The organism is Curtobacterium sp. BRB10, from assembly GCF_031844325.1.
Taxonomy (GTDB): domain Bacteria; phylum Actinomycetota; class Actinomycetes; order Actinomycetales; family Microbacteriaceae; genus Curtobacterium; species Curtobacterium poinsettiae_A.
This window is the reverse complement of the sequence record NZ_JAUZVA010000009.1, coordinates 53,829-74,232: the sequence shown is the minus strand read 5'-3', so window position 1 is coordinate 74,232 and position 20,404 is coordinate 53,829. Positions and strand designations below refer to the sequence as shown.

Below are 20,404 nucleotides of genomic sequence, written 5' to 3'. Positions count from 1 at the left end.
CGTTCGGACGGGAGGCGCGTGGCGGGGCCGCCACGGGCCTCCGGTCCGGTTCTGGGTTGCGGCCTACTTGACGGAGCCGGCGGTGAGCCCGCCGACCAGGTAGCGCTGGAAGATCAGGTACAGGGCGACGACGGGGACGGCGCAGACGATCGAGGCGGCCATCATCTGGCCGTAGATCGGGACGGCGCCGCCCTCTTGGGTGGTGCCGAGCACCTGCAGGACGACGGCGACCGTCCGGGTGTTCGGGGTCGTCATGATCGTGGAGAACAGGACGTCGTTCCAGCCGAGCAGGAAGGCGAAGATCGCGGACACGACGATGCCGGGCCACGACAGCGGGAGCACGATCTTCGTCAGGATCTTCGTCGAGCTGGCGCCGTCGATGCGGGCCGCTTCCTCGAGTTCCTTCGGCAGGCCGCGCAGGTACGTGACCATGACCCACGTGGAGAACGGCAGGGCGAAGGTCAGGTAGGTGACGAACAGTCCCCACCGGGTGCCGATGATCTGCACGCCGGTGGCGCTGGCGATGTTCGAGAACACCACGAAGACCGGCAGGAGCAGGAGCGTGCCGGGGATCGACTGCAGGGCGAGGAGCCCACGCAGGATGGTCAGCCGCCCGAGGAACCGGAACCGGACGAGCACGTAGGCCGTCGACACGGCGAGCGCGGCACTCGCGACGGCGACGGCACCGGCGGTGAGCATCGAGTTCACCAGTCCCTCGCCGAGGGCGACGGTGGACCAGATCTCGACGTAGTTCGACAGGGTGAACTCGGACGGGAAGTACTCGCCGCGGGCGACCGCGACGTCGGAGTTGACCGAGCCGAACAGGATGTAGAGCACCGGGACGGCGATGAAGGCGATGATCACCGCGATGACGGTGACGAGCAGCCAGCGCGGCAGCAGCCGGGTGACGTCGGTGTCGTAGGGGCGCTTGCTCCGTCGCCCGCCGCTGCCGGTCGTGATGCTCTCGGTGAGCGTCGCGGTGGGGCGGGTTCGGGTGCTGAAGGACGTGCTCGGGGTGGTCATGCGCGTGCTCCGTCGATGTCGGCGGCGGTCGGGGCGGCTGCGAGCGTGGCGCGGTCGGCGCGACGCTGCTTCCGGCTGGGCCCGGCGTCGTCACCGGTGTCGAGCTTGACGGCTCGCAGGTAGACGAACAGCGGGATCGCGACGATCACGAGCGAGCAGATCGCCATCGCTGCGGACAGACCGAAGCGGAACGACTGGAAGCTCGCGATGTACGTCAGGACGGGCATCACCTCGACGCTGGACGGCAGCGGGATGCCGAACAGCACGAACGGCAGCGTGAAGTTGTTGATGTTGTGCAGGATCGCGATGATCACGGCGAGGCTGAGGGGTCCGCGCAGGTACGGGAAGATGATGTAGCGGAGCTTCGCCCACCAGGTCACCCCGTCGAGCGCGGCGGCCTCGTGCACCTCGTTGTCCACGGCCTGCAGCCCGGCAAGGGACAGCAGGTAGACGAACGGCCAGCTCGTCCAGATCATCACGCCGGCGAGCGCCCAGTACGACGCCGAGCCGTTCAGCCACAGCACGTCGGTGTGCAGGATCGAGTTCACGACGCCCTGCGGCTGGAGCATCGTGCGGAAGAAGGTGCCGACGACGAACGCGGGCAGCACGTAGGGGATCAGGTAGATCGACCGGACGAGGCCGCGCCCCGGGAACCGGTTCTGCGTGGAGATCGCCGCAGCGACCCCGATCGGCACGGTGACCGCGGTGACCAGCACCGACAGCGACACCGAGATCCAGATCGAGTGGAGCAGGGGCGAGTTCGTGAAGGCCTCGGTGAAGTTCGCGAACCCGACGAACGGGGCGCTGAACCACTGGCGGAGCGTGTACTGGTCGAGGTCGAGCATCGCGATCCAGAAGCCCACCAGGAGCGGCACCACGATGACGGCGAGCATGAGGACCCCGCCGGGGATGAGCATCCAGAGCGGACGCTCGCGTTTGTAGAGGGGCGTCCCGCCGACCGGGCGGACGGGCCGGGGCGGCGCCGCGTCGGTGCGGGGCCTGGTCTGCGTGCTGGTCATCACAGACCTCCGTTCTTCTGACGGTCGAGGGTGGCCTGGGCGTCCTGCTGGGCGTCCTGCAGTCGCTTGCGGAGCTGGTCGTCGGTGACCTCGCCGGACTTCAGCGACGGGATCGACTGCACGACGACGTCGACCAGGGCGAGCTGGATGTCGGACCAGGCGCCGGTGAACGCGGTCGGCTTGGACAGGCGGCCGGCGTCGATGATCGGTTTGAGCTGCGGGTTGTCGGCCGCCAGGTCGGCGGCAGCCGAGGCGTTCGTCGGCAGGTTGCCGAACAGGTCGTAGTACTCGAGCTGGGCCTTCGGGGCGCTGAGCTGCTTGACGAACGCGAACGACAGCTCCTGCTTGGTGCCGTAGTCGGCGACGACCCAGTTGTCGCCGGACAGGATGCTGGCGGCCTCGATGCCGTCGGACGGCCGCTCGGACGCCCCCGGCGGGACGGTGGGCAGCAGTGCGAACTCGTACTTGCCGTCGACCTTGGTGTCCTGGAACGAGTTGATGGCGGTGGTGGTCGTCATCGGGAAGAACGCCGCCTTGCCCTCGGTGAACTGCGCGAGGGCCTGGGCGTTGTTCCAGCCGATCGCGGCCGGGTCGACGACACCGTCCTTCGTCACCCAGTCGAAGTAGGTGCGGTAGGCGTTCTCGACGGCCTCGCTGTCGATCTCGGCCTTCGAGCCGTCGACGATCGTGTTGCCGGCGTTCTGGGCCATCCCCCAGACGAACTTCCAGGGGTCGAAGCCGTCGGCGTAGGCGATCGCCATGCCGTGGTGTCCGTCACCCGTGGTGGCCTTCGCGTCGGCGGTGAGCTCGTCCCACGTCGTGGGCATGTCGGTGATCCCCGCCTCGGCGAGCAGGTCCTTGTTCACCGCCATCACGAACGGACGGCTGGCGAACGGGATCCCGATCTGCTTCGACGGACTCGGACCGGAGATGCCGAACGACGCGGGGTCGAACTGGTCCTTGCCGCCGATCGCGTCCCACTCCTTCGTGCCCATCTCGACGAAGGCCCCGGTGGCGTACGCGGTCGGGGTGAAGGTGGTGCCGATCGCGTAGACGTCGGGGCCCTGCCCGGAGATGACACTCGTCTGGATCGCGGTCAACTCCTCCTGCGCGGACGAGTAGGTCTCCCACTGGATGTCGGCACCGGTCGTGCGCTCGAACTCGGCGGCGGTCTCCCGCTGCCACTGCTTGCGTTCCTCAGGGTAGGTGGTGTCCGCGCCCATCATCACGCGGAGGGTGTTCGGGTCGTCGCCGCTGCCGTTCACCACGGCACATCCCTGCAGGGACAGTGCGGCGAGGGCGACCACGGCGACGGCACCGACGAGGGTGCGGACTTGCAGTCTTCGCGTCTTCACGGGGGTTTCCTCCTCGAGACCTCCTCCGAGCGGCGCTGCTCGGTGGCACCACTGTTCCGCCGTTGGCAACATGCGGCAACCGGTTGCCACTTGTTGCCAGACGCGAATACGTTCGGCCTCGTGAAGGACCTCTCGACGGACGGCGGCGGGCGCACGGGCGGTGCCACGGGCGCTGCGCGTCGCGTCACCATCCGCGACATCGCCGACGCCACCGGGGTCGCTGCGTCCACCGTCTCCCGCGCCCTGTCCCTGCCCGACCGGGTCAACGCCGTCACCCAGGAGCGCATCCAGCGGGCGGCCCGCGAGCTCGGCTACGTCGCCAACTCGCAGGCCCGGGCACTGACCTCGGGCCGTACCCGCGCCGTCGCAGTGCTCGTGTCCGACATCACGAACCCGTTCTACTTCGACGTCATCCGCGGCACCCAGCACCAGCTCGCCGGAGCCGGTTGGACGCAGCTGCTCGTCGACACCGAGGAGTCCGCCGACGCCGAGATGGCCGCGCTCACCGCCGTGGGGGCGAAGGCCGACGGGGTCGTGCTCACGGCGTCACGACTGTCGGACGCGCAGATCGCGCGGTTCGCCGAGCGGATCCCCCTCGTCGTGGTGAACCGTCGGCCCACCGGCGTGCCGTCGGTGCTCATCGACACCCCCGGCGGAGTGGAGCAGGCGGTGCAGCACCTGGTGTCGCTCGGACACCGGGAGATCCTGTACGTCGCCGGGCCGGACAGCTCGTGGTCGAACGAGCGTCGGTGGCGCGCGCTCGTGCAGGTCGCCAAGCGCCTGGGGATCCGCGTCGCCCGGGTCGGGCCGCACGCCCCCTTCGTCGACTCCGGCGCCGCGGCCGCCGACGCCGCCGTCCACGCCGGTGCGACCGCGTGCATCGCCTTCAACGACCTGATCGCCATCGGGATGCTCGCCCGGCTGCGGGAGCGCGGGGTCCGCGTCCCCGAGGACATGAGCATCGTCGGTTGCGACGACATCTTCGGCGCCGACTTCTGCAACCCGCCGCTCACCACGATGACCTCGCCGATCGAACGGGCCGGCCGGGTGGCGATCCGGATGCTGCTCGGACGGCTCGGTGCCCTGCCCGCCGACGAACTGCCCGGGGAGCACATGTCCGGCGCCGTCGCCCTGCCCACCCACCTGACCGTGCGGGAGTCGACCGGGCCGGCGGCCCGCGCCGGCACCGGCACCGGCTGATCCCGCACGAGCAGCCCCCGCTCTCGCAGACCCGAACTCGCCGCCCCCGAAGGAGTCGATGATGACCCGCACCAGCACCCCCACCCGGCTCGCACCGCACCCCGACCGGCTGCTCCCCGCCGACCCCGGAGCGCGAGCCGTGGCACGCACCGTGTACGAGGCGGTCAAGGACGCCCCGATCATCTCGCCGCACGGGCACGTCGACGCGGCGCTGATCGCCTCGGACCAGCCGTTCAGCGACCCCGCGGCGCTGCTCATCACGCCCGACCACTACGTGCTCCGCCTGCTGCACGCAAACGGGGTGGACCTGGCCGCGCTGGGACGCGCGGACCTGTCGGGAACCACCCCCGTTCCTCCAGGCCGCGCCGTCTGGCGGCAGCTGGCGGAGCACTGGGACGACTTCCTCGGAACCCCCGTGCGCTACTGGTTCGAGACGGAGCTGCACGACGTGTTCGGGCTCGACCAGGCGCCGTCCGCCGCGAACGCGGACGACCAGTACGACCACATCGCCGGCCTGCTGGCCGCCCCCGCCTTCCGGCCACGCGCGCTCTTCGACGCCTTCGGCATCGAGGTCCTCGCCACCACGGACGGCCCGGCGGACGACCTCGCTGCGCACGCGCAGCTCGCGGCGGACCCCGGCTTCACCGGCCGCGTGCTCCCCACCTTCCGCGCGGACGCCGTGTTCGACCCGACGCGGTCGGACTGGAGGCCCGTGGTCGCGTCGATCGGCGAGGCGGCCGGCATCGACACGGGCACCCACGCAGGGCTGTTGGCGGCGCTCCGCGCACGTCGCCACCACTTCATCGAGCACGGCGCGACCGCCACGGACACCGGGGTGCTCGACGCGGGCTCCGCTCCCCTGCCCTCGAACGAGCGGGAACGCATCCACGCGGCGGCGCTGCGCGACGCGTCGTCGGTCACCGAGGCCGAGGCGGCGGCGTACCGGCACGACATGCTCTACCGCTGGGCAGAGATGAGTGTCGAGGACGGCCTCGTCATGCAGCTGCACCCCGGGGTGATCCGGAACCACCACACCCCGACGCTCGAGCGCTTCGGGCCGGACACCGGGCACGACCTGCCGGCCGTCGGGTCCTTCACCGAGCCGCTCCGGCCGCTGCTCGAGTCCTTCGGCACCGCTCCGGGCTTCCACCTCGTGCTGTTCACCGTCGACGAGACCGTCTTCTCGCGCGAGATCGGGCCGCTCGCGGGCTTCTACCCCGCCGTGTACGCGGGCGCGCCGTGGTGGTTCATCGACACCCCGGCGGCCATCGGGCGCTACCGGGCGGCCGTCACCGACTCGGCGTCGTTCACCAAGACCTCCGGGTTCATCGACGACACCCGCGCGTACTGCTCCATCCCCGCGCGGCACGACATGGCGCGGCGGGCGGACGCGGCGTACCTGGCGTCGCTCGTGGTCACGCACCAGGTCTCCGAGGAGGACGCCGTCCGCACCGCCCGGCGCATCGTGTCCGACATCCCGCGGGCGACGTTCAAGCTCTGACGCTTGGATGCCGTGGTGCGAGGCGCTGCCGCGTGGCTGCCGTGGTGCGAGGCGCTGCCGCGTGGTGCGAGGTTCCGTGCCTGGTGCGAGGGTTGCCGGGTCGCACGGAACACGGAACCTCGCACGCTTCGGCGCTGCGGCGGTACGGTCGGGCGCATGACGGAGCGGGTGACGGCGGCGTACAGCGCTCGGGCCGACGAGTACGCGGCACTGCTCGGGTCGATGAACGCCGTCCACCCCGACGACCGGGCCTTCGTCGGCGCCTGGGCAGCCGGTCGCAGCGGTCCCCTCGTCGACGCCGGGTGCGGCCCCGGTCACTGGACGGCGCACCTCGCACGGCAGGGGCACCGGGTCACCGGCATCGACGCGGTGCCGGAGTTCGTCGAGCACGCACGACGGACGCACCGCCCCTCGGTCGAGTTCCGGGTCGGGTCGCTCGACGCGCTCCCGCTCGCGGACGGCAGCGTCGACGGGGTCCTGGCCTGGTACTCGGTGATCCACCACGAACCGTCGCGGATCGGTGAGCCGCTCGCCGAGTTCCGCCGGGTGCTCACCCCCGTCGGTGGGCTGCTGCTCGGGTTCTTCGAGGGCGACGCGGTCGAAGTCTTCGACCACGCGGTCGTCAGCGCGTACCGCTGGCCGGTCGCGTCCCTGGTGACGGTGCTGGACGAAGCGGGCTTCGACGTCGTGGACGTCCACACCCGCACGGACCCGGGGAACCGGCCGCACGGGGCGATCAGTGCGGTGCGCCGCTGATCGCTGTCCGTTCAAGCGACCGGTCGGACGTCCGCGACCATCGAGCTCAGAGCCGCAGCGATCTCCGGCACGGCATCGAGGCGCTCACGACGCGGTGTCCTTGCAGGTCGTCGACGCTCGTCAGTGGGTGGTGACCGCGAGCGCGGCGAGGATCTCCCGCACGGTGTCGTCGACCGATCCGTCGATCGGCACCGCGACGGCAGCCTCGTCGGGCTGCGGCCGCTCGAGGGTCGCGAACTGCGAGTCGAGCAGCGTCGTCGGCATGTACTCGTGCTGGCGGTGGGACTGCCGTTCGGCGATGAGGTCGCGCGACCCGTCGAGGAAGGCGATGACGAGACCCGGCGCGGACTCGCGCAGACGGTCCCGGTAGGCGCGCTTGAGCGCCGAGTTCGCCATCACGCACCGGGAGCCGTCCGATTCGACCGCGGCGATCCGCTCCGCGCAGGCGTCGAGCCACGGCCAACGGTCCTCGTCGGTGAGCGGGATCCCCTGCCGCATCTTCTCCTTGTTGGCGACCGGGTGCAGGTCGTCGGCGTCGACGAAGACGCACGGTTCGCCCTGCGCGACCAGGGCGTCGGTGAGCGCCTGGCCGACGGTGGACTTGCCGGAGCCGGAGACGCCCATCACGAGGACCGGCGGGTGGACAGCGAGCTCGCTCATCCCTCCACAGTATTGATTCGCTGCACTCTGATCCCCAGTTCCCGCAACACCTGTGCGGTCCCAGACCACCGGTCGTAGGTTGGGCGCCAACGTCAGGACAAAGGAGGCCCTCGTGGCAGACAACAACGGTCAGGCGAACATCGGAGTCGTCGGACTCGCAGTGATGGGCTCGAACCTCGCCCGCAACCTCGCATCGCGCGAAGGCAACACGGTGGCGGTCTACAACCGCACCTACGCCCGCACCGAGGAGCTGCTCCAGGAGCACGGCGACGCCGGGTTCATCGCGTCCGAGGACATCGACGGGTTCGTCGCCTCGCTGTCGAAGCCCCGGACCGCCATCATCATGGTGCAGGCCGGCAAGGGCACCGACGCCGTGATCGGACAGCTCGCCGAACGCTTCGAACCGGGCGACATCATCGTCGACGGCGGCAACGCGAACTTCCACGACACCATCCGACGTGAGCACGACCTGCGCGAGCAGGGGCTGAACTTCGTCGGCACGGGCATCTCCGGTGGTGAAGAGGGCGCGCTCAAGGGCCCGTCGATCATGCCCGGTGGGTCGAAGGAGGCCTGGGAGACGCTCGGGCCGATCCTGAAGTCGATCGCCGCGGTCGCCGAAGGTGAACCGTGCGTGACCCACATCGGCACCGACGGCGCCGGGCACTTCGTCAAGATGGTGCACAACGGCATCGAGTACGCCGACATGCAGCTCATCGCCGAGTCGTACGACCTGCTCCGTCGCGTCGGCGGGCTCTCGGTGGAGGACCTGGTGCAGGTCTTCGACGAGTGGAACAAGGGCGACCTCGAGTCCTACCTGATCGAGATCACCGGCGAGGTCCTCAAGCAGCGCGACGCAGACACCGGCAAGCCGCTCGTCGACGTCATCCGTGACGCGGCCGGCTCGAAGGGCACCGGCGTCTGGACCGTGCAGAACGCCGTGGGCCTCGGCATCCCCGTCTCGGGCATCGGCGAAGCCGTGTTCGCCCGCGCCATCTCGTCGAAGCCGACGCAGCGTGCCGCCGTGCAGCAGTCGATCAAGAACCGTCCACAGATCGCGGAGGTGCCGGACACCTTCGCCGACGACGTCCGTGCGGCGCTGTACGCCTCGAAGGTCGTCGCGTACGCGCAGGGGTTCGACCTCATCATCGCCGGGGCGAAGGAGTACGGCTGGGACATCGACCTCGGCAACGTCGCGAAGATCTGGCGGGGCGGCTGCATCATCCGCGCCCAGTTCCTGAACCGCATCGTCGACGCGTACGCCGAGAACCCGAAGCTCGAGTCGCTGCTGGTCGACCCGTACTTCGCGAACGCGGTCGCCGAGGGCGAAGCCGCCTGGCGCCGCATCGTCGGCATCGCGGCCGCGTCGGGCGTCCCCGCGCCGGGCTTCTCGTCCGCGCTGTCGTACTTCGACTCGCTCGCGTCCGACCGTCTGCCCGCGTCGCTGATCCAGGGCCAGCGCGACTTCTTCGGCGCGCACACCTACCAGCGCATCGACAAGGACGGCACCTTCCACACGCTGTGGTCCGACGACGACCGCCGCGAGGTCGAGCAGGAGCCGTCCACGCACTGACGGCCACGCCCGCTGCCGACCACGGCGGTCGGTGCGGGCTCTCGAGGAGGGCCTCGCTGACCGCGGGGCCCTCCGTCGCGTCAGGCGACGATGCGTTCCCGTGCCAGGTCGGTGACGAGCCGGTCCAGCCGCGGACCGCGCCCGAGCAGCCGACGCGAACCAGGGGCCGTCCGGACGAAGAAGGTCGCCACGGCGGGGGTGTCGTCCGGCCGCACGTGGTGGATCGCCACCGCACACGCGCGGCGAGCACCACCGGAACGGCCAGGTCGCCCCGGGCCGTCAGAGCCGTCGACGCCGTCCGCCACGTCTTCCAATCCGACGTGCACGACACGACTCCACCGGATCACGAGCAGCCGCGTCGCCCGCCGTTCGTCGAGTTCCCACAGGGAGGCCTCGGTGGCGCCGAAGGCCCAGGTCACGCGCGAACCGAGGTGGGTGTCCGGACGGACTTCGTCGACGATGCCACGGAGTTCCGGTGTCGGCGCCGCCGGCACGAGCCACACCGTCGGGTCGATCCGCCGGATGGCGAGCGCGAGGGCCTCGTCCGCCTGCCGCCGCCGTGCCGTCGCGGTCCGCACGACGGCGACCACGATGACCACGACGCCGAGCGCGATCGCGCCGAACTCGACGATCCCGTACCAGGAGAGGTCGACGCCCGGCGCCGTCGAGACGACGACGATCCGGGTGATCAGGAGGGCCAGCCAGACGGCGACGATGACCCAGCGCAGGGTGGCGAGTCGACGCGCCGGAGACATCGGTGTCCGCCGTGCACCGCGGGCGCGACCGGACCGCGGGACACCATCCGGACGCTGCAGCACGGTCCGATCCTCCCACGAGCCGCGCGCCACCTGCTGGCCGATCCCGATGAACGCGCGGGGAAGCACGCACACACAGCCCACGAGCGGCCGGGCGACCTACGCTCGGGCGGTGACCACCGAGACGACGGACGAACCGATCGGTCGATCGACGGCGGGTCCGTCGGACGGCCCGAACAGGCCCGACGGCCCTGTGGCCCGACGCTGGACGCTGATCGCCGCGATCGTCGGCGTCCTGGCCGTCGCCGCGTTCCTCGGTGTCGCCGAGTTCGGGGCGCTGCTGCTCGGCGGAGCGGGCAGCCCCCTGGTCGCCGTCGGGTCCGCCGTCATCGACCTCGCTCCCCCGGGTGCCAAGGACTTCATGGTCGCCGTGTTCGGCACCGGGGACAAGGTCGCCCTCTTCGTGCTCATGACGGTGATCGTCATCGCGATCAGTGCCGGTGCCGGGGTCCTCGAACGTGTGCGGCCACCCTTCGGCGCCCTCGTGTTCGCCGCCGGGGGTGTGCTGGCGCTGCTCGCCGTCAGCACCCGCTCGGGCAGCGGGACGCTCGACGGTGCCCCGACGGTCCTCGGCATCGCGGCGGCCGTGGTCGTCCTGCGCCTGCTGCTCCAGCGGCTGCGCCGATGGGAGGCCGCGGCGACCGTGCCGACGGCGGCACCGCGACCCGCCTCGGCGGAGCGCCGCACGTTCCTGGTCTGGGGGGTCGCGACGGCGACCCTCGCGATCGTGGTGGGCACCGCCTCCCGGCTGGGGTCGTCCGCGATGCAGGCGGCCGCTGCTGCCAGGCGGGCCGTCCGGCTGCCAGCCGCGGCGACCGCTGCACCGGCGGTCCCCTCGGGTGCGTCGCTCGACGTCGACGGCATCACCCCCTACATCACACCGAACGCCGACTTCTACCGGATCGACACGGCCCTGCGCGTCCCGCAGGTCGATCCGGCCGACTGGTCGCTCCGCATCCACGGCGCGGTCGAGAACGAGATCACGCTGACGTGGGACGAGCTGCTCGCGCTGCCCCTCGAGGAGCACGTGGCGACCCTGAGCTGCGTGTCGAACGAGGTGGGTGGTGACCTCATCGGTACGGCCCGTTGGCTGGGCTACCCGATCCGGGAGCTCCTCGCCCGGGCACGTCCGACGGGCGGCGCCGACATGGTGCTCTCACGGAGCATCGACGGGTTCTCCGCCGGCACCCCGCTCGACGTGCTGCAGGACGACGGCACCGCGGCACTGCTCGCGGTCGGGATGAACGGCGAGCCCCTGCCGACCGAGCACGGGTTCCCGGTACGCATGGTCGTGCCGGGCCTGTTCGGGTACGTCTCGGCCACGAAGTGGGTCACCGAGCTCGAGGTCACCCGGTTCGCCGACGCGCAGGGCTACTGGACACCGCGCGGCTGGTCGGAACGTGGCCCGGTCAAGCTCGAGTCCCGCATCGACACACCCCGGAACGGTTCGACCGTGACCGCGGGCAAGCCGGTTGCGATCGCGGGGGTCGCGTGGCAGCCGCACAAAGGTGTGAAGGCCGTCGAGGTCCGCGTCGGAGGCGGCGACTGGCAGCGCGCCGAACTCGCCGACTCGGTCTCCGCGGACACCTGGCGGCAGTGGGTGGTGCGGTGGACGCCGACCGCCGGCTCGCACCGCATCGAGGTGCGTGCGACCAGTGCGGACGGCGAGGTGCAGACGAGCGTGGACCGGCCGCCGGCGCCGAACGGTGCGACGGGCTGGCACACGGTGACGGTCGACGCGCGCTGACCGTCCGGGAGCGGGTCGGCGACACGCCCGCTGCCTGCCGATGAGGTCGCAGAACGTGTCGGCTCGCAGACGCGCGAGCGACACTTCGTGCCGCCTCGGCGAACCTGAGCGGCATGTCGTGACGGCTCGGCACCGGACCAGGCGGGCACGGCGGGGTCAGGCGGGAAGGGTCGCGACGACGCAGGTGCCGTCGACCTCGGCGTCCCGCTCGACCACGGTGGAGAAGCCCGCGGCCGTGAAGGCAGCGGCGGACGTCTCGGCCTGGGCCTCGGACACCTCGATGACGACGGCACCACCGGGGCGGAGCCACTCCCCCGCACCCGCGGCGATCCGCCGGTGCAGGTCGAGGCCGTCCGCACCACCGTCGAGGGCGACGCGGTGTTCGTGCTCGCGGGCCTCTGCCGGCATGAGCTCGATCGAGGCCGTCGGCACGTACGGGGCGTTCACCGCGATGACCGCCACGGCGCCGCGGAACCGATCGGGCAACGGCGCGAACAGGTCACCCGCGACGACGATGCCGCGGTCGCCGATGTTCTCGGCCGCGACGTCGACGGCGTCCGGGTCGATGTCCGTGGCGACGAGGTCGAGCGCGCCGACCCGACCGAACAGGGCCACCGAGATCGCACCGGCGCCGCAGCACAGGTCGACCACGCGGTCGTAGCGCTGCAGCCGACGCGCAGCTTGCTCGACGACGACCGTGGTGCGAGCTCGCGGCACGAAGACCCCGGGGGTCACCCGGATGCGGTGCCCGTCGAAGGCAGCCCAGCCGAGTACGTACTCGAGCGGATCTCCGGCCAGCCGACGCTGCACGAGGGTGCGGAGTCGCACCGGCTCGCCGTCACCGGCCTCGAGCAGCAGGTCAGCTTCGTCCTCGGCGAAGACGCTCCCCGCGGCCCGGAGCCGGGCCGCGAGGGCGTCACGCGCGGGGTGGGTCACCACGGGAGACGGGACACGTCACGTCGCGGAGGTCGTCCTGCGCCGTCGGCTGTGCCCATGGTTCGCCGGCTCCGCTACGCTGCGCCGTCGAACATCGACGTCACGGAGCCGTCGTCGAAGACCTCGTGGATGGCACGGGCGATGAGCGGGGCGATGGGCAGGACCTCGAGGCGGTCCCAGCGCTTCTCCATCGGCAGGGGCAGGGTGTCCGTCACGACCACGCGGTCGATGAACTCGCTCTGCAGCAGCTCGGTGGCGGGGTCGGAGAAGACGGCGTGGGTCGCGGCGACGACGACACCCGTGGCGCCGGCGTTCTTGAGCGCCTCGGCAGCCTTGGCGATCGTGCGGCCGGTGTCGATGAGGTCGTCGACGAGCAGGCACACGCGGCCGCTGACGTCACCGACGATCTCGTGCACCGAGACCTGGTTCGGCACGAGCGGGTCGCGGCGCTTGTGGATGATGGCGAGCGGGGCGCCGAGCTTCTCGGACCAGATGTCGGCGACACGGACGCGACCCATGTCGGGCGACACGACGGTGAGCGTCTCCGGGTCGAGGATCTGGCGGAAGCGCTCGAGCAGCACCGGCATGGCGAACAGGTGGTCGACGGGGCCGTCGAAGAAGCCCTGGATCTGCGCGGCGTGCAGGTCGACGCTCATGATCCGGTGCGCGCCGGCGGCCTTGAACAGGTCGGCGACGAGCCGGGCCGAGATCGGCTCGCGGCCACGGCCCTTCTTGTCCTGGCGGGCGTAGGGGTAGAACGGCGCCACGACCGTGATGCGCTTCGCCGAGGCACGCTTCAGCGCGTCGACCATGATGAGCTGCTCCATGAGCCACTCGTTGATCGGCGCGGTGTGCGACTGGATGACGAAGGCGTCGCAGCCACGGACCGACTCGTCGAAGCGGGCGTAGAGCTCACCGTTCGCGAAGGTCCGGGCATCGGTCGGCACGAGGTCGACCCCGAGCTCCTCCGCGATCTCGGCAGAGAGCGCCGGGTGTGCTCGCCCCGAGACGAGGACGAGTCGTTTCTGGCCGGTTGTCTTGATTCCGGACAAGTGCGGTGCTCACTCCCTGACCCACGAGGGGTCGATGTCGGCGACGGGTGGTCGCCGGGATCTATTCGCCGTTCGCGAGCCGAGCAGCCTCGGCCGCCGGTGTGCCGGGTCGGTGTTCCTCGACCCATCCGTCGGTGTTGCGCTGTGGGGCGTAGCTGATCGCGAGCGATCCTGCCGGAACGTCCTTGCGGACGGTGGTCCCGGCGCCGGTGTACGCACCGTCACCAATCCTAACGGGGGCGACGAACACGTTGTGCGAGCCTGTCCGGACGTTCGAGCCGACCTCGGTGCGGTGCTTGTGCACGCCGTCGTAGTTCGCGGTGATGGTGTTCGCGCCGATGTTCGAGTCCTCGCCCACCTCGGCGTCGCCGATGTAGGACAGGTGCGGGACCTTGCTGCCGCGGCCGATCCGGGCGTTCTTCGTCTCGACGAAGGTGCCGATCTTGCCGTCATCGCCGAGGATCGTGCCCGGCCGCAGGTAGGCGAACGGGCCGACCGAGGCGCCGTCCCCGATCACGGCGAGGGTGGCGTCGACGCGGTTCACGGTGGCGCGGGCCCCGACCTCGGTGTCGCGGAGCGTGGTGTCCGGCCCGACGACGGCGCCGGCGGCGATCGCGGTGGCGCCGATGAGCTGGGTGCCCGGCAGCACCTCGGCGTCGGGCTCGATGGTGACGTCGAGGTCGATCCAGGTGGTCGCCGGGTCCTGCACGGTGACGCCGGCGAGCTGGTGCCGGCGGACGATGCGGGCGTTGAGTTCACGCGCGGCGTCGGAGAGCTGCGCACGGTCGTTGATGCCGGCGACGAGCCACGGATCGGTCAGGGTGACCACGTCGATGCGGCCGCCCCGCTCGCTGATCAGCGCGGGGGCGTCGGTGATGTACTTCTCGCCCTGGGCGTTCGCCGTGGTGAGCGACGGAAGGGCCGCCCGGAGGCGTGCCACGTCGAACGCGTAGATGCCCGCGTTCGCCTCGGTGATGGTCAGCTGTTCGGCCGTCGCGTCCTTGTGCTCGACGACGCTGACGAAGGCGCCGGAAGCGTCCCGCACGATCCGTCCGAGGCCGGTCGGGTCCGGGGCGATCGCACTCACGAAGGTCGCCCCGTTGCCGCCGCCGACGTGGGCGTCGACGAGGAGCCGGAGCGATGCGGCGTCGAGCAGCGGGACGTCGCCGGACAGCACCACGACGGCGCCGTCGAAGTCGGCCGGCAGTGCTTCGACCGCCACCTCGACCGCGCGGCCGGTGCCGGGGACGTCGTCCTGGTCGACGATGATCGCATCGGGGGCGCGCTCGACGACCTCGGCCGCGACGAGGTCACGCTCGTGCCGCACGACGACGGCGACGTGCTCGGGGCTGAGCGACGACGCCGTGCGCAGGACGTGCCCGATGAGCGGCAGTCCGGCGAGCCGGTGCAGCACCTTGGGCGTGGACGACTTCATGCGCGTGCCCTGCCCGGCGGCGAGGACGACGACGGCGATGCGCTGGTCGGTCATGCACCCATCCTGGCGCACCGCGGCCTGGGCCGCCCGACGCGACCACGGCACTGTGCGGAACCGTGCGCAGAACCGCAGCCTGTGGACGGACGGAGCACCGCGCCTCCGGGCCGCGCCGACGGCACGCCGTGGATCAGGCCCGCGCGCCCTGCGGCTCCCGCTTGACGAACGCCATCAGCACCAGCCCGGCGATGAGCACGACCACCACGCCGAGGATCCCGAACCGGGTCGACCCACCGACGGTCACCGCGACGCCGAACAGCGCCGGCGCGAGGAACGACGCGGCCCGGCCGGTGGTGGCGTAGAGGCCGAAGAGCTCGCCCTCGCGGCCGGGGGTCGCCAGCCGCGCCAGGTACGCGCGGGACGACGACTGCACCGGGCCGACGAACACGGCGAGGGTCAGCCCGAGCACCCAGAACCACTGCGTCTCGTTGCCGGCGGCGAAGACCCCGACCCCGCACACGGCGAGTCCGACGAGCGAGACCATGATGAGCGAACGCGACCCGAACCGGTCGTCGAGGCGACCCGAGACGAACGTCGCGATGCCGGCCACGACGTTCGCGGCGATGGCGAACAGGATGACCTGTGACGGCGTGAACCCGAACACCTGCGCGGCGACGATCCCGCCGAACGTGAAGACGGCCCCGACGCCGTCGCGGAACACCGCGCTGGCGAGCAGGAACGCGAGGACGTTGCGCCGCTCGCGCCACAGCCGTGCGATGTCCCGGCCGAGGTCCGCGTAGGCACTGAACACCCCGCCGCCGCGGGTGCGGTCGGGCACCGCTTCGGGCACGGTGAGGAACAGCGGGATCGAGCTGACGGCCAGCCAGACGGCGGCGATGCCGATCGCGACGCGGACGTCCCACTGCCCGGTGGCGACGGTGGCCGGCAGCTGCAGGAGCCCGCCGACGACCCCGTCGCCCCGGAAGTCCTGGATGCAGAGCACGAGCAGCAGGACGAGCAGGACGATCCCCCCGAAGTACCCGGCCGCCCACCCGATGGCGGAGACGCGGCCGGTGCGTTCCCCGGAGGCGATCTGCCCGATCATGGCGTTGTAGCCGACGCTCGCGATCTCGTAGGCGACGGTCCCGATGCCGAGCAGCGCCGCTCCGAGCAACAGGTACGGCTGGCTCGGCGCGACGAAGACCATGCCACCGATCGACAGCGCGACGCCGATCGTGGCGATGAGGACCGACCTGCGGCGGTGTCCGGACGAGTCCGCGAGCCGCCCCATGGCCGGTGCCACCAGGGCCACGACGATGCCCGCGATGGTCAGTGCGGTGGACACGACGGCGGCGTTGTGCGCGAGCTCGCGTTCCACGATCGCCTTGCCGGCCGCGGACGTGTCGCCGACGAGCGCCGGGTCCACGAACGCCCGGCTGGCCAGGTACGTGCTGAACACGAAGGTGGTGACGACCGCGTTGAACGCGGCGGACCCCCAGTCCCAGAGCGCCCAGGAGACGAGCGCGCGCCGGTCGGTGCGCTGCGGCACGACGGCGGCCGGTGAAGCGGTCATGCGCGAACCGTAGCGCGTCCCGGTGACGCGGCGGTGGCCCCGTTCCGGGTCACGTGCCGGACGGGAGGCACGGGGCGGCCTCGCCCCGCGCCTCCCGTCCGCACCGTGCGTCCGTCGCCACCCCGTGCGCGCTTCCACGCACCGTGCCCGGCTGCAACGCCGCACCAGGTCCGCAACGCGGCCCGGGCCGGCGGGACCCGCACCGTGCCTGTTCAGGCCGGGACGCCACCGGGGTAGACGACGGACTTGAGCGACTCCGGGTCGGTGTCGCTCTCGAGGGCCTCGCGGACGTCGTCGAGCCCGAAGCGACCGGTGACGAGCGAGTCGAGGTCGACCTGCCCGGACGCGACCAGCTCGATGGCGACCGGCCACGTGTTCGTGTACCGGAAGATCCCGGTGACCGTGACCTCGAGGTTCTGGATGTGCTCGACCGGCAGCGTCATCTCGGAGTTGCCGAGCCCGACCAGCACCGCGGCACCTGCCGGGCCGACCGCCTTGATGCCGTCCGACACCGCTCGGGGTGCACCGCTGGCGTCGATGAACGCGTCGACGGGGACGATGTCGGACGCGACGGACACGGCGGCGGGGTCGACGACCTCGGTGGCGCCGTACTCCAGGGCCCGCGCACGGCGCTCCGGCACCAGGTCGCTGACGACGATGCGCGAGGCGCCGAAGGCCTTCGCGACCTGGGCGCAGATGATGCCGATCGGACCGGCGCCGGCGATGAGCACCGACGAACCGGGCACGATGCCGGCCTTGCGGACGGCGGCGATGCCGACGGACAGGGGCTCGAGGAGCGCGCCGGCCTCGAACGAGACGGCTTCGGGCAGGACGTGCGCGAACTCGGCCTCGATGGTGACGAACTCGGTGAAGGCGCCGTCGACCGGCGGCGTCGCGTAGAAGCGCATGTGCGGGCAGAGGTTGTAGCGGCCGGCCAGGCACTGCGCGCAGCGGTGGCAGGGACGCTGCGGCTCGATGGCCACGCGCTCCCCCACGCGGGACGGGTCGACGCCCTCGCCGACGGCCTCGATCGTGCCGGACAGCTCGTGCCCGAGGACGAGGGGCTCCTCGACGACGAAGTCACCGATGCGGCCGTGGCGGTAGTAGTGCACATCGGAGCCGCAGACGCCCACGGCGGCGACCCGGACGAGCACGTCGCCGGGGTCGACGGCGGGGACGGGGCGGTCCTCGACGGTGAGGTCCTGGGTGCCGAGCAGGACGCTGGTGCGCTGGGTGGAGGTCATGCGGTTCTCGCTTCCTCGGTCGCGTCGTCGCGGCCGGACGTGTGGGTGGCGGAGGGGGCGGCTGCGGGTGCCGCGGGCGTGGTCGCTGGCACTGGTGCCGGTGCCGGCGCCGATGCCGATGCCGATGCCGACGGCATCGCGGCGTCGCGCAGCAGCTCCGCGAAGCCGATCTCGGCGGCGCCACGGACCAGGACGTCGCGGCCGAGTGCCGCCGGGACGATGCGGAGCCGGTCGGTCATGGCGGCCATCGTCTGCGCCCGGACGTCGGTCTCGACCCGGTCACCGACGTGCCCGAGCAGCGCACCGAGGAACCCGCCGAGCACGACGACCTCGGGGTCGACGGTGTGGATGGCGTTCCGCAGGGCGGTCGCGAGTGCGGTGACCTGTCGGTCGACGACCAGCTCGACCTCGGGCCGGCCCTCGGCGAGCGCCGCGGCGAGCGCGTCGAGGTCGTCCGGCGGCGTCCCGGTCACCGCGGTGAGGGCTGAGCGTGAGGCCTCGGTCTCCAGGCAGCCGACCGCACCGCAGTGGCAGCGGATCCCGTTCGCCGCGACGAAGGTGTGCCCGAGCTCGCCCGCGTACCCGTCGGCGCCGCTGAAGGGCCGGCCGGCGCTGACGATCCCGCCGCCGATGCCGCTCGCGCCACCGTTCAGGTACACGAGGTCGTCGACGCCGCGCGCGCTGCCGTAGAGCCGTTCCGCCCAGGCGCCGAGGTTGGCGTCGTTCGCGGCCCGGACCGGCAGACCCAGGCGTTCTGCGAGCGGTGCGGCGAGGGGTTCGTCGCGCCATCCCAGGTGCGGGGCGTCGCGCACGGTGCCGTCCTCGACCCGGACGATGCCGGGCACGGCGACGCCGACCCCGACGACCCGGACCGCCGGTCCGGTGCGGGCGAGGAGTGCTGCGAGGACCCGGGCGACGGCGTCGATCGCCTGCGCCGCGGTGGGCACGGTGGTCTGCGGCTCGACCAGCCGGTCACGGACGGTGCCGTCGAGGCCGACGAGGGCGACACCGACGGCGTCGATCTCGACCGTGACCGCGGCGGCGAGGACGTCGCCGGACGCCCGGACGACCCCGCTCGGCCGTCCGACACCGGCACCGGGGGTTCCCGCGGCGGGGGTCTCCTCGTGCGCGAGACCGGCGTCGACGAGTTCCCCGACGAGCGCGAGGATGGTCGAGCGGTTCAGGCCGGTGCGCCGGGTGAGCTCGGCGCGGGTGACGGGGCCGTCCTCGTGGACGAGCCGGAGGACGCGCGCGGCGTTGCCCGGTGTGGCCGTGGGCTGCCGTGCCATGGATCCTCCTCGGTGGTGGGTGGGGTCGTGGGTGGGGTTCCGGGCTGCGCGACGAGTCTCGCACCGGCCGGCCCGTGGACGGTCGCGCAGCGCGAGACCTCGGCGACCGCGACGGCCCGGTCAGCGAGACTCGGCGACCGCGTCGGCCCGGTCAGCGCGACCGCGAGAACGCGGCGTCGAACGCGGCGTCCGGCGGCGCGATGGCACCGAGCCGCCGGACGAACGCCAGCGCCTCGGGCCCGCCGACGAGCCGGTCCATGCCGGCGTCCTCCCACTCGACGCTGGTCGGGCCGGCGTAACCGATGTGGTTCAGCACGCGGAACACCCGCTCCCACGGCACGTCCCCGTGGCCGGCGGTGACGAAGTCCCATCCGCGCCGGGGGTCGCCCCACGGCAGGTGTGAGCCCAGTCGACCGTTGCGCCCGTCGAGCTGCTTCACCGACTCCTTGCAGTGCACGTGGTACACCCGGTCGGCGAAGTCGAGCAGGAACGCCGCGGGGTCGAGGTCCTGCCAGACGAAGTGCGACGGGTCGAAGTTGAACCCGAACGCCGGCCGGTCCGCGAAGACGTCCAACGCCCGACGAGCGGTCCAGTAGTCGTAGGCGATCTCGGACGGGTGCACCTCGAGCGCGAACCGGACCCCGACCTCCTCGAAGACGTCGAGGATCGGTGACCAGCGGTCGTGGAAGTCCTGGTACCCGGCGTCGATCATCCCCGGGGGCACGGGCGGGAACCCGGCGACGGTCTTCCAGATCGACGAGCCGGAGAAGCCGGTGACGGTGTCGACACCGAGCGCCGCGGCGGCACGGGCGGTCCACTGCAGTTCCTCGGCCGCACGCTGCCGCACGCCCTCGGGGTCGCCGTCGCCCCACACGTGCGGCGGGACGATGTCCTCGTGCCGCTGGTCGATGGGGTCGTCGCACACGGCCTGGCCGACCAGGTGGTTCGCGATCGTCCAGACCTGCAGCCCGTTGCGTTCCAGGATCGCCCTGCGCTCGGCGACGTACGAAGGGTCCGTCGCGGCGCGCCGGACGTCCAGGTGGTCACCCCAGCATGCGATCTCCAGCCCGTCGTAGCCCCATCCGCCGGCGAGCCGGGCGACCTCCTCGAAGGGCAGGTCGGCCCACTGTCCGGTGAACAGGGTGACCGGCCTGGAGGCCCGGGTCGTCTCCGTCGTGTCGCTCGCGTCCGTCGTCGTCATCGTCGTCGTCCTTCTTCGCGGTGGTCGGGTT

At 71.9% G+C, this 20,404-nt stretch carries 17 protein-coding genes; 5 read left to right on the top strand and 12 right to left on the bottom strand.

The window, feature by feature from the left end:
• Positions 1-63: 63 nt before the first annotated feature.
• Genes Q9R26_RS17020 through Q9R26_RS17010 form a run of 3 tightly spaced genes read right to left on the bottom strand, consistent with a single transcriptional unit; the run spans position 64 to position 3,397 of the window.
• Positions 64-1,023: a carbohydrate ABC transporter permease gene (locus Q9R26_RS17020; RefSeq protein WP_206647628.1), complete on the bottom strand. Its 960-nt coding sequence runs from the start codon at positions 1,021-1,023 to the stop codon at positions 64-66.
• On the bottom strand, positions 1,020-2,042 hold the full coding sequence (locus Q9R26_RS17015) for a carbohydrate ABC transporter permease (RefSeq protein WP_182066266.1): 1,023 nt from the start codon (positions 2,040-2,042) through the stop codon (positions 1,020-1,022). The genes Q9R26_RS17020 and Q9R26_RS17015 overlap by 4 nt, the downstream gene beginning before the upstream one ends.
• Positions 2,042-3,397, bottom strand: a complete 1,356-nt coding sequence (locus Q9R26_RS17010) for an extracellular solute-binding protein (RefSeq protein ID WP_311227986.1) — start codon at positions 3,395-3,397, stop codon at positions 2,042-2,044. Before Q9R26_RS17010 ends, Q9R26_RS17015 begins: the two co-directional genes overlap by 1 nt.
• A 120-nt stretch (positions 3,398-3,517) precedes the next feature.
• On the opposite strand from Q9R26_RS17010, the gene Q9R26_RS17005 reads away from it, so the two are divergent.
• The 3 genes from Q9R26_RS17005 (at position 3,518) to Q9R26_RS16995 (ending at position 6,854) form a co-directional block, all read left to right on the top strand.
• Positions 3,518-4,597 (top strand): LacI family DNA-binding transcriptional regulator, encoded by a 1,080-nt coding sequence (locus Q9R26_RS17005; RefSeq protein ID WP_311227985.1) that lies wholly within the window; start codon positions 3,518-3,520, stop codon positions 4,595-4,597.
• 61 nt (positions 4,598-4,658) lie between these two features.
• A complete protein-coding gene (gene uxaC, locus Q9R26_RS17000; protein ID WP_311227984.1) occupies positions 4,659-6,098 on the top strand; it encodes a glucuronate isomerase in 1,440 nt (479 codons plus the stop codon).
• Positions 6,099-6,254: 156 nt separating this feature from the next.
• A complete protein-coding gene (locus Q9R26_RS16995; RefSeq protein WP_311227983.1) occupies positions 6,255-6,854 on the top strand; it encodes a class I SAM-dependent methyltransferase in 600 nt (199 codons plus the stop codon).
• Positions 6,855-6,974: 120 nt separating this feature from the next.
• Here the strand turns inward: Q9R26_RS16995 and Q9R26_RS16990 are convergent, their stop codons facing one another.
• Positions 6,975-7,514 (bottom strand): gluconokinase, encoded by a 540-nt coding sequence (locus tag Q9R26_RS16990; protein ID WP_311227982.1) that lies wholly within the window; start codon positions 7,512-7,514, stop codon positions 6,975-6,977.
• A gap of 112 nt (positions 7,515-7,626) precedes the next feature.
• Between Q9R26_RS16990 and gndA the strand changes: the two genes are divergently transcribed.
• On the top strand, positions 7,627-9,084 hold the full coding sequence (gene gndA / locus Q9R26_RS16985) for an NADP-dependent phosphogluconate dehydrogenase (protein WP_311227981.1): 1,458 nt from the start codon (positions 7,627-7,629) through the stop codon (positions 9,082-9,084).
• An 80-nt stretch (positions 9,085-9,164) separates the two neighbouring features.
• Here the strand turns inward: gndA and Q9R26_RS16980 are convergent, their stop codons facing one another.
• A complete protein-coding gene (locus tag Q9R26_RS16980) occupies positions 9,165-9,902 on the bottom strand; it encodes a hypothetical protein (RefSeq protein ID WP_311227980.1) in 738 nt (245 codons plus the stop codon).
• A 109-nt stretch (positions 9,903-10,011) separates the two neighbouring features.
• Between Q9R26_RS16980 and Q9R26_RS16975 the strand changes: the two genes are divergently transcribed.
• On the top strand, positions 10,012-11,646 hold the full coding sequence (locus tag Q9R26_RS16975) for a molybdopterin-dependent oxidoreductase (RefSeq protein WP_311227979.1): 1,635 nt from the start codon (positions 10,012-10,014) through the stop codon (positions 11,644-11,646).
• A gap of 156 nt (positions 11,647-11,802) precedes the next feature.
• Here the strand turns inward: Q9R26_RS16975 and Q9R26_RS16970 are convergent, their stop codons facing one another.
• From Q9R26_RS16970 to Q9R26_RS16940, 7 genes are all read right to left on the bottom strand, one after another.
• Positions 11,803-12,582 (bottom strand): putative protein N(5)-glutamine methyltransferase, encoded by a 780-nt coding sequence (locus tag Q9R26_RS16970; protein ID WP_311227978.1) that lies wholly within the window; start codon positions 12,580-12,582, stop codon positions 11,803-11,805.
• Positions 12,583-12,656: 74 nt separating this feature from the next.
• Positions 12,657-13,634, bottom strand: a complete 978-nt coding sequence (locus tag Q9R26_RS16965; protein WP_182066255.1) for a ribose-phosphate diphosphokinase — start codon at positions 13,632-13,634, stop codon at positions 12,657-12,659.
• Positions 13,635-13,695: 61 nt separating this feature from the next.
• Positions 13,696-15,123, bottom strand: coding sequence for a bifunctional UDP-N-acetylglucosamine diphosphorylase/glucosamine-1-phosphate N-acetyltransferase GlmU (glmU, locus tag Q9R26_RS16960; RefSeq protein WP_182066254.1), 1,428 nt, complete (start codon positions 15,121-15,123; stop codon positions 13,696-13,698).
• 133 nt (positions 15,124-15,256) lie between these two features.
• The gene (locus Q9R26_RS16955; protein ID WP_311227977.1) at positions 15,257-16,639 is read right to left on the bottom strand and encodes an MFS transporter; all 1,383 of its coding nucleotides are present in this window, start codon (positions 16,637-16,639) and stop codon (positions 15,257-15,259) included.
• Between the two features lie 212 nt (positions 16,640-16,851).
• A complete protein-coding gene (locus tag Q9R26_RS16950; RefSeq protein ID WP_311227976.1) occupies positions 16,852-17,883 on the bottom strand; it encodes an NAD(P)-dependent alcohol dehydrogenase in 1,032 nt (343 codons plus the stop codon).
• Positions 17,880-19,172: an ROK family transcriptional regulator gene (locus Q9R26_RS16945; protein ID WP_311227975.1), complete on the bottom strand. Its 1,293-nt coding sequence runs from the start codon at positions 19,170-19,172 to the stop codon at positions 17,880-17,882. Before Q9R26_RS16945 ends, Q9R26_RS16950 begins: the two co-directional genes overlap by 4 nt.
• A gap of 151 nt (positions 19,173-19,323) precedes the next feature.
• The gene (locus Q9R26_RS16940; RefSeq protein ID WP_182066251.1) at positions 19,324-20,373 is read right to left on the bottom strand and encodes a sugar phosphate isomerase/epimerase; all 1,050 of its coding nucleotides are present in this window, start codon (positions 20,371-20,373) and stop codon (positions 19,324-19,326) included.
• Positions 20,374-20,404: the final 31 nt, after the last annotated feature.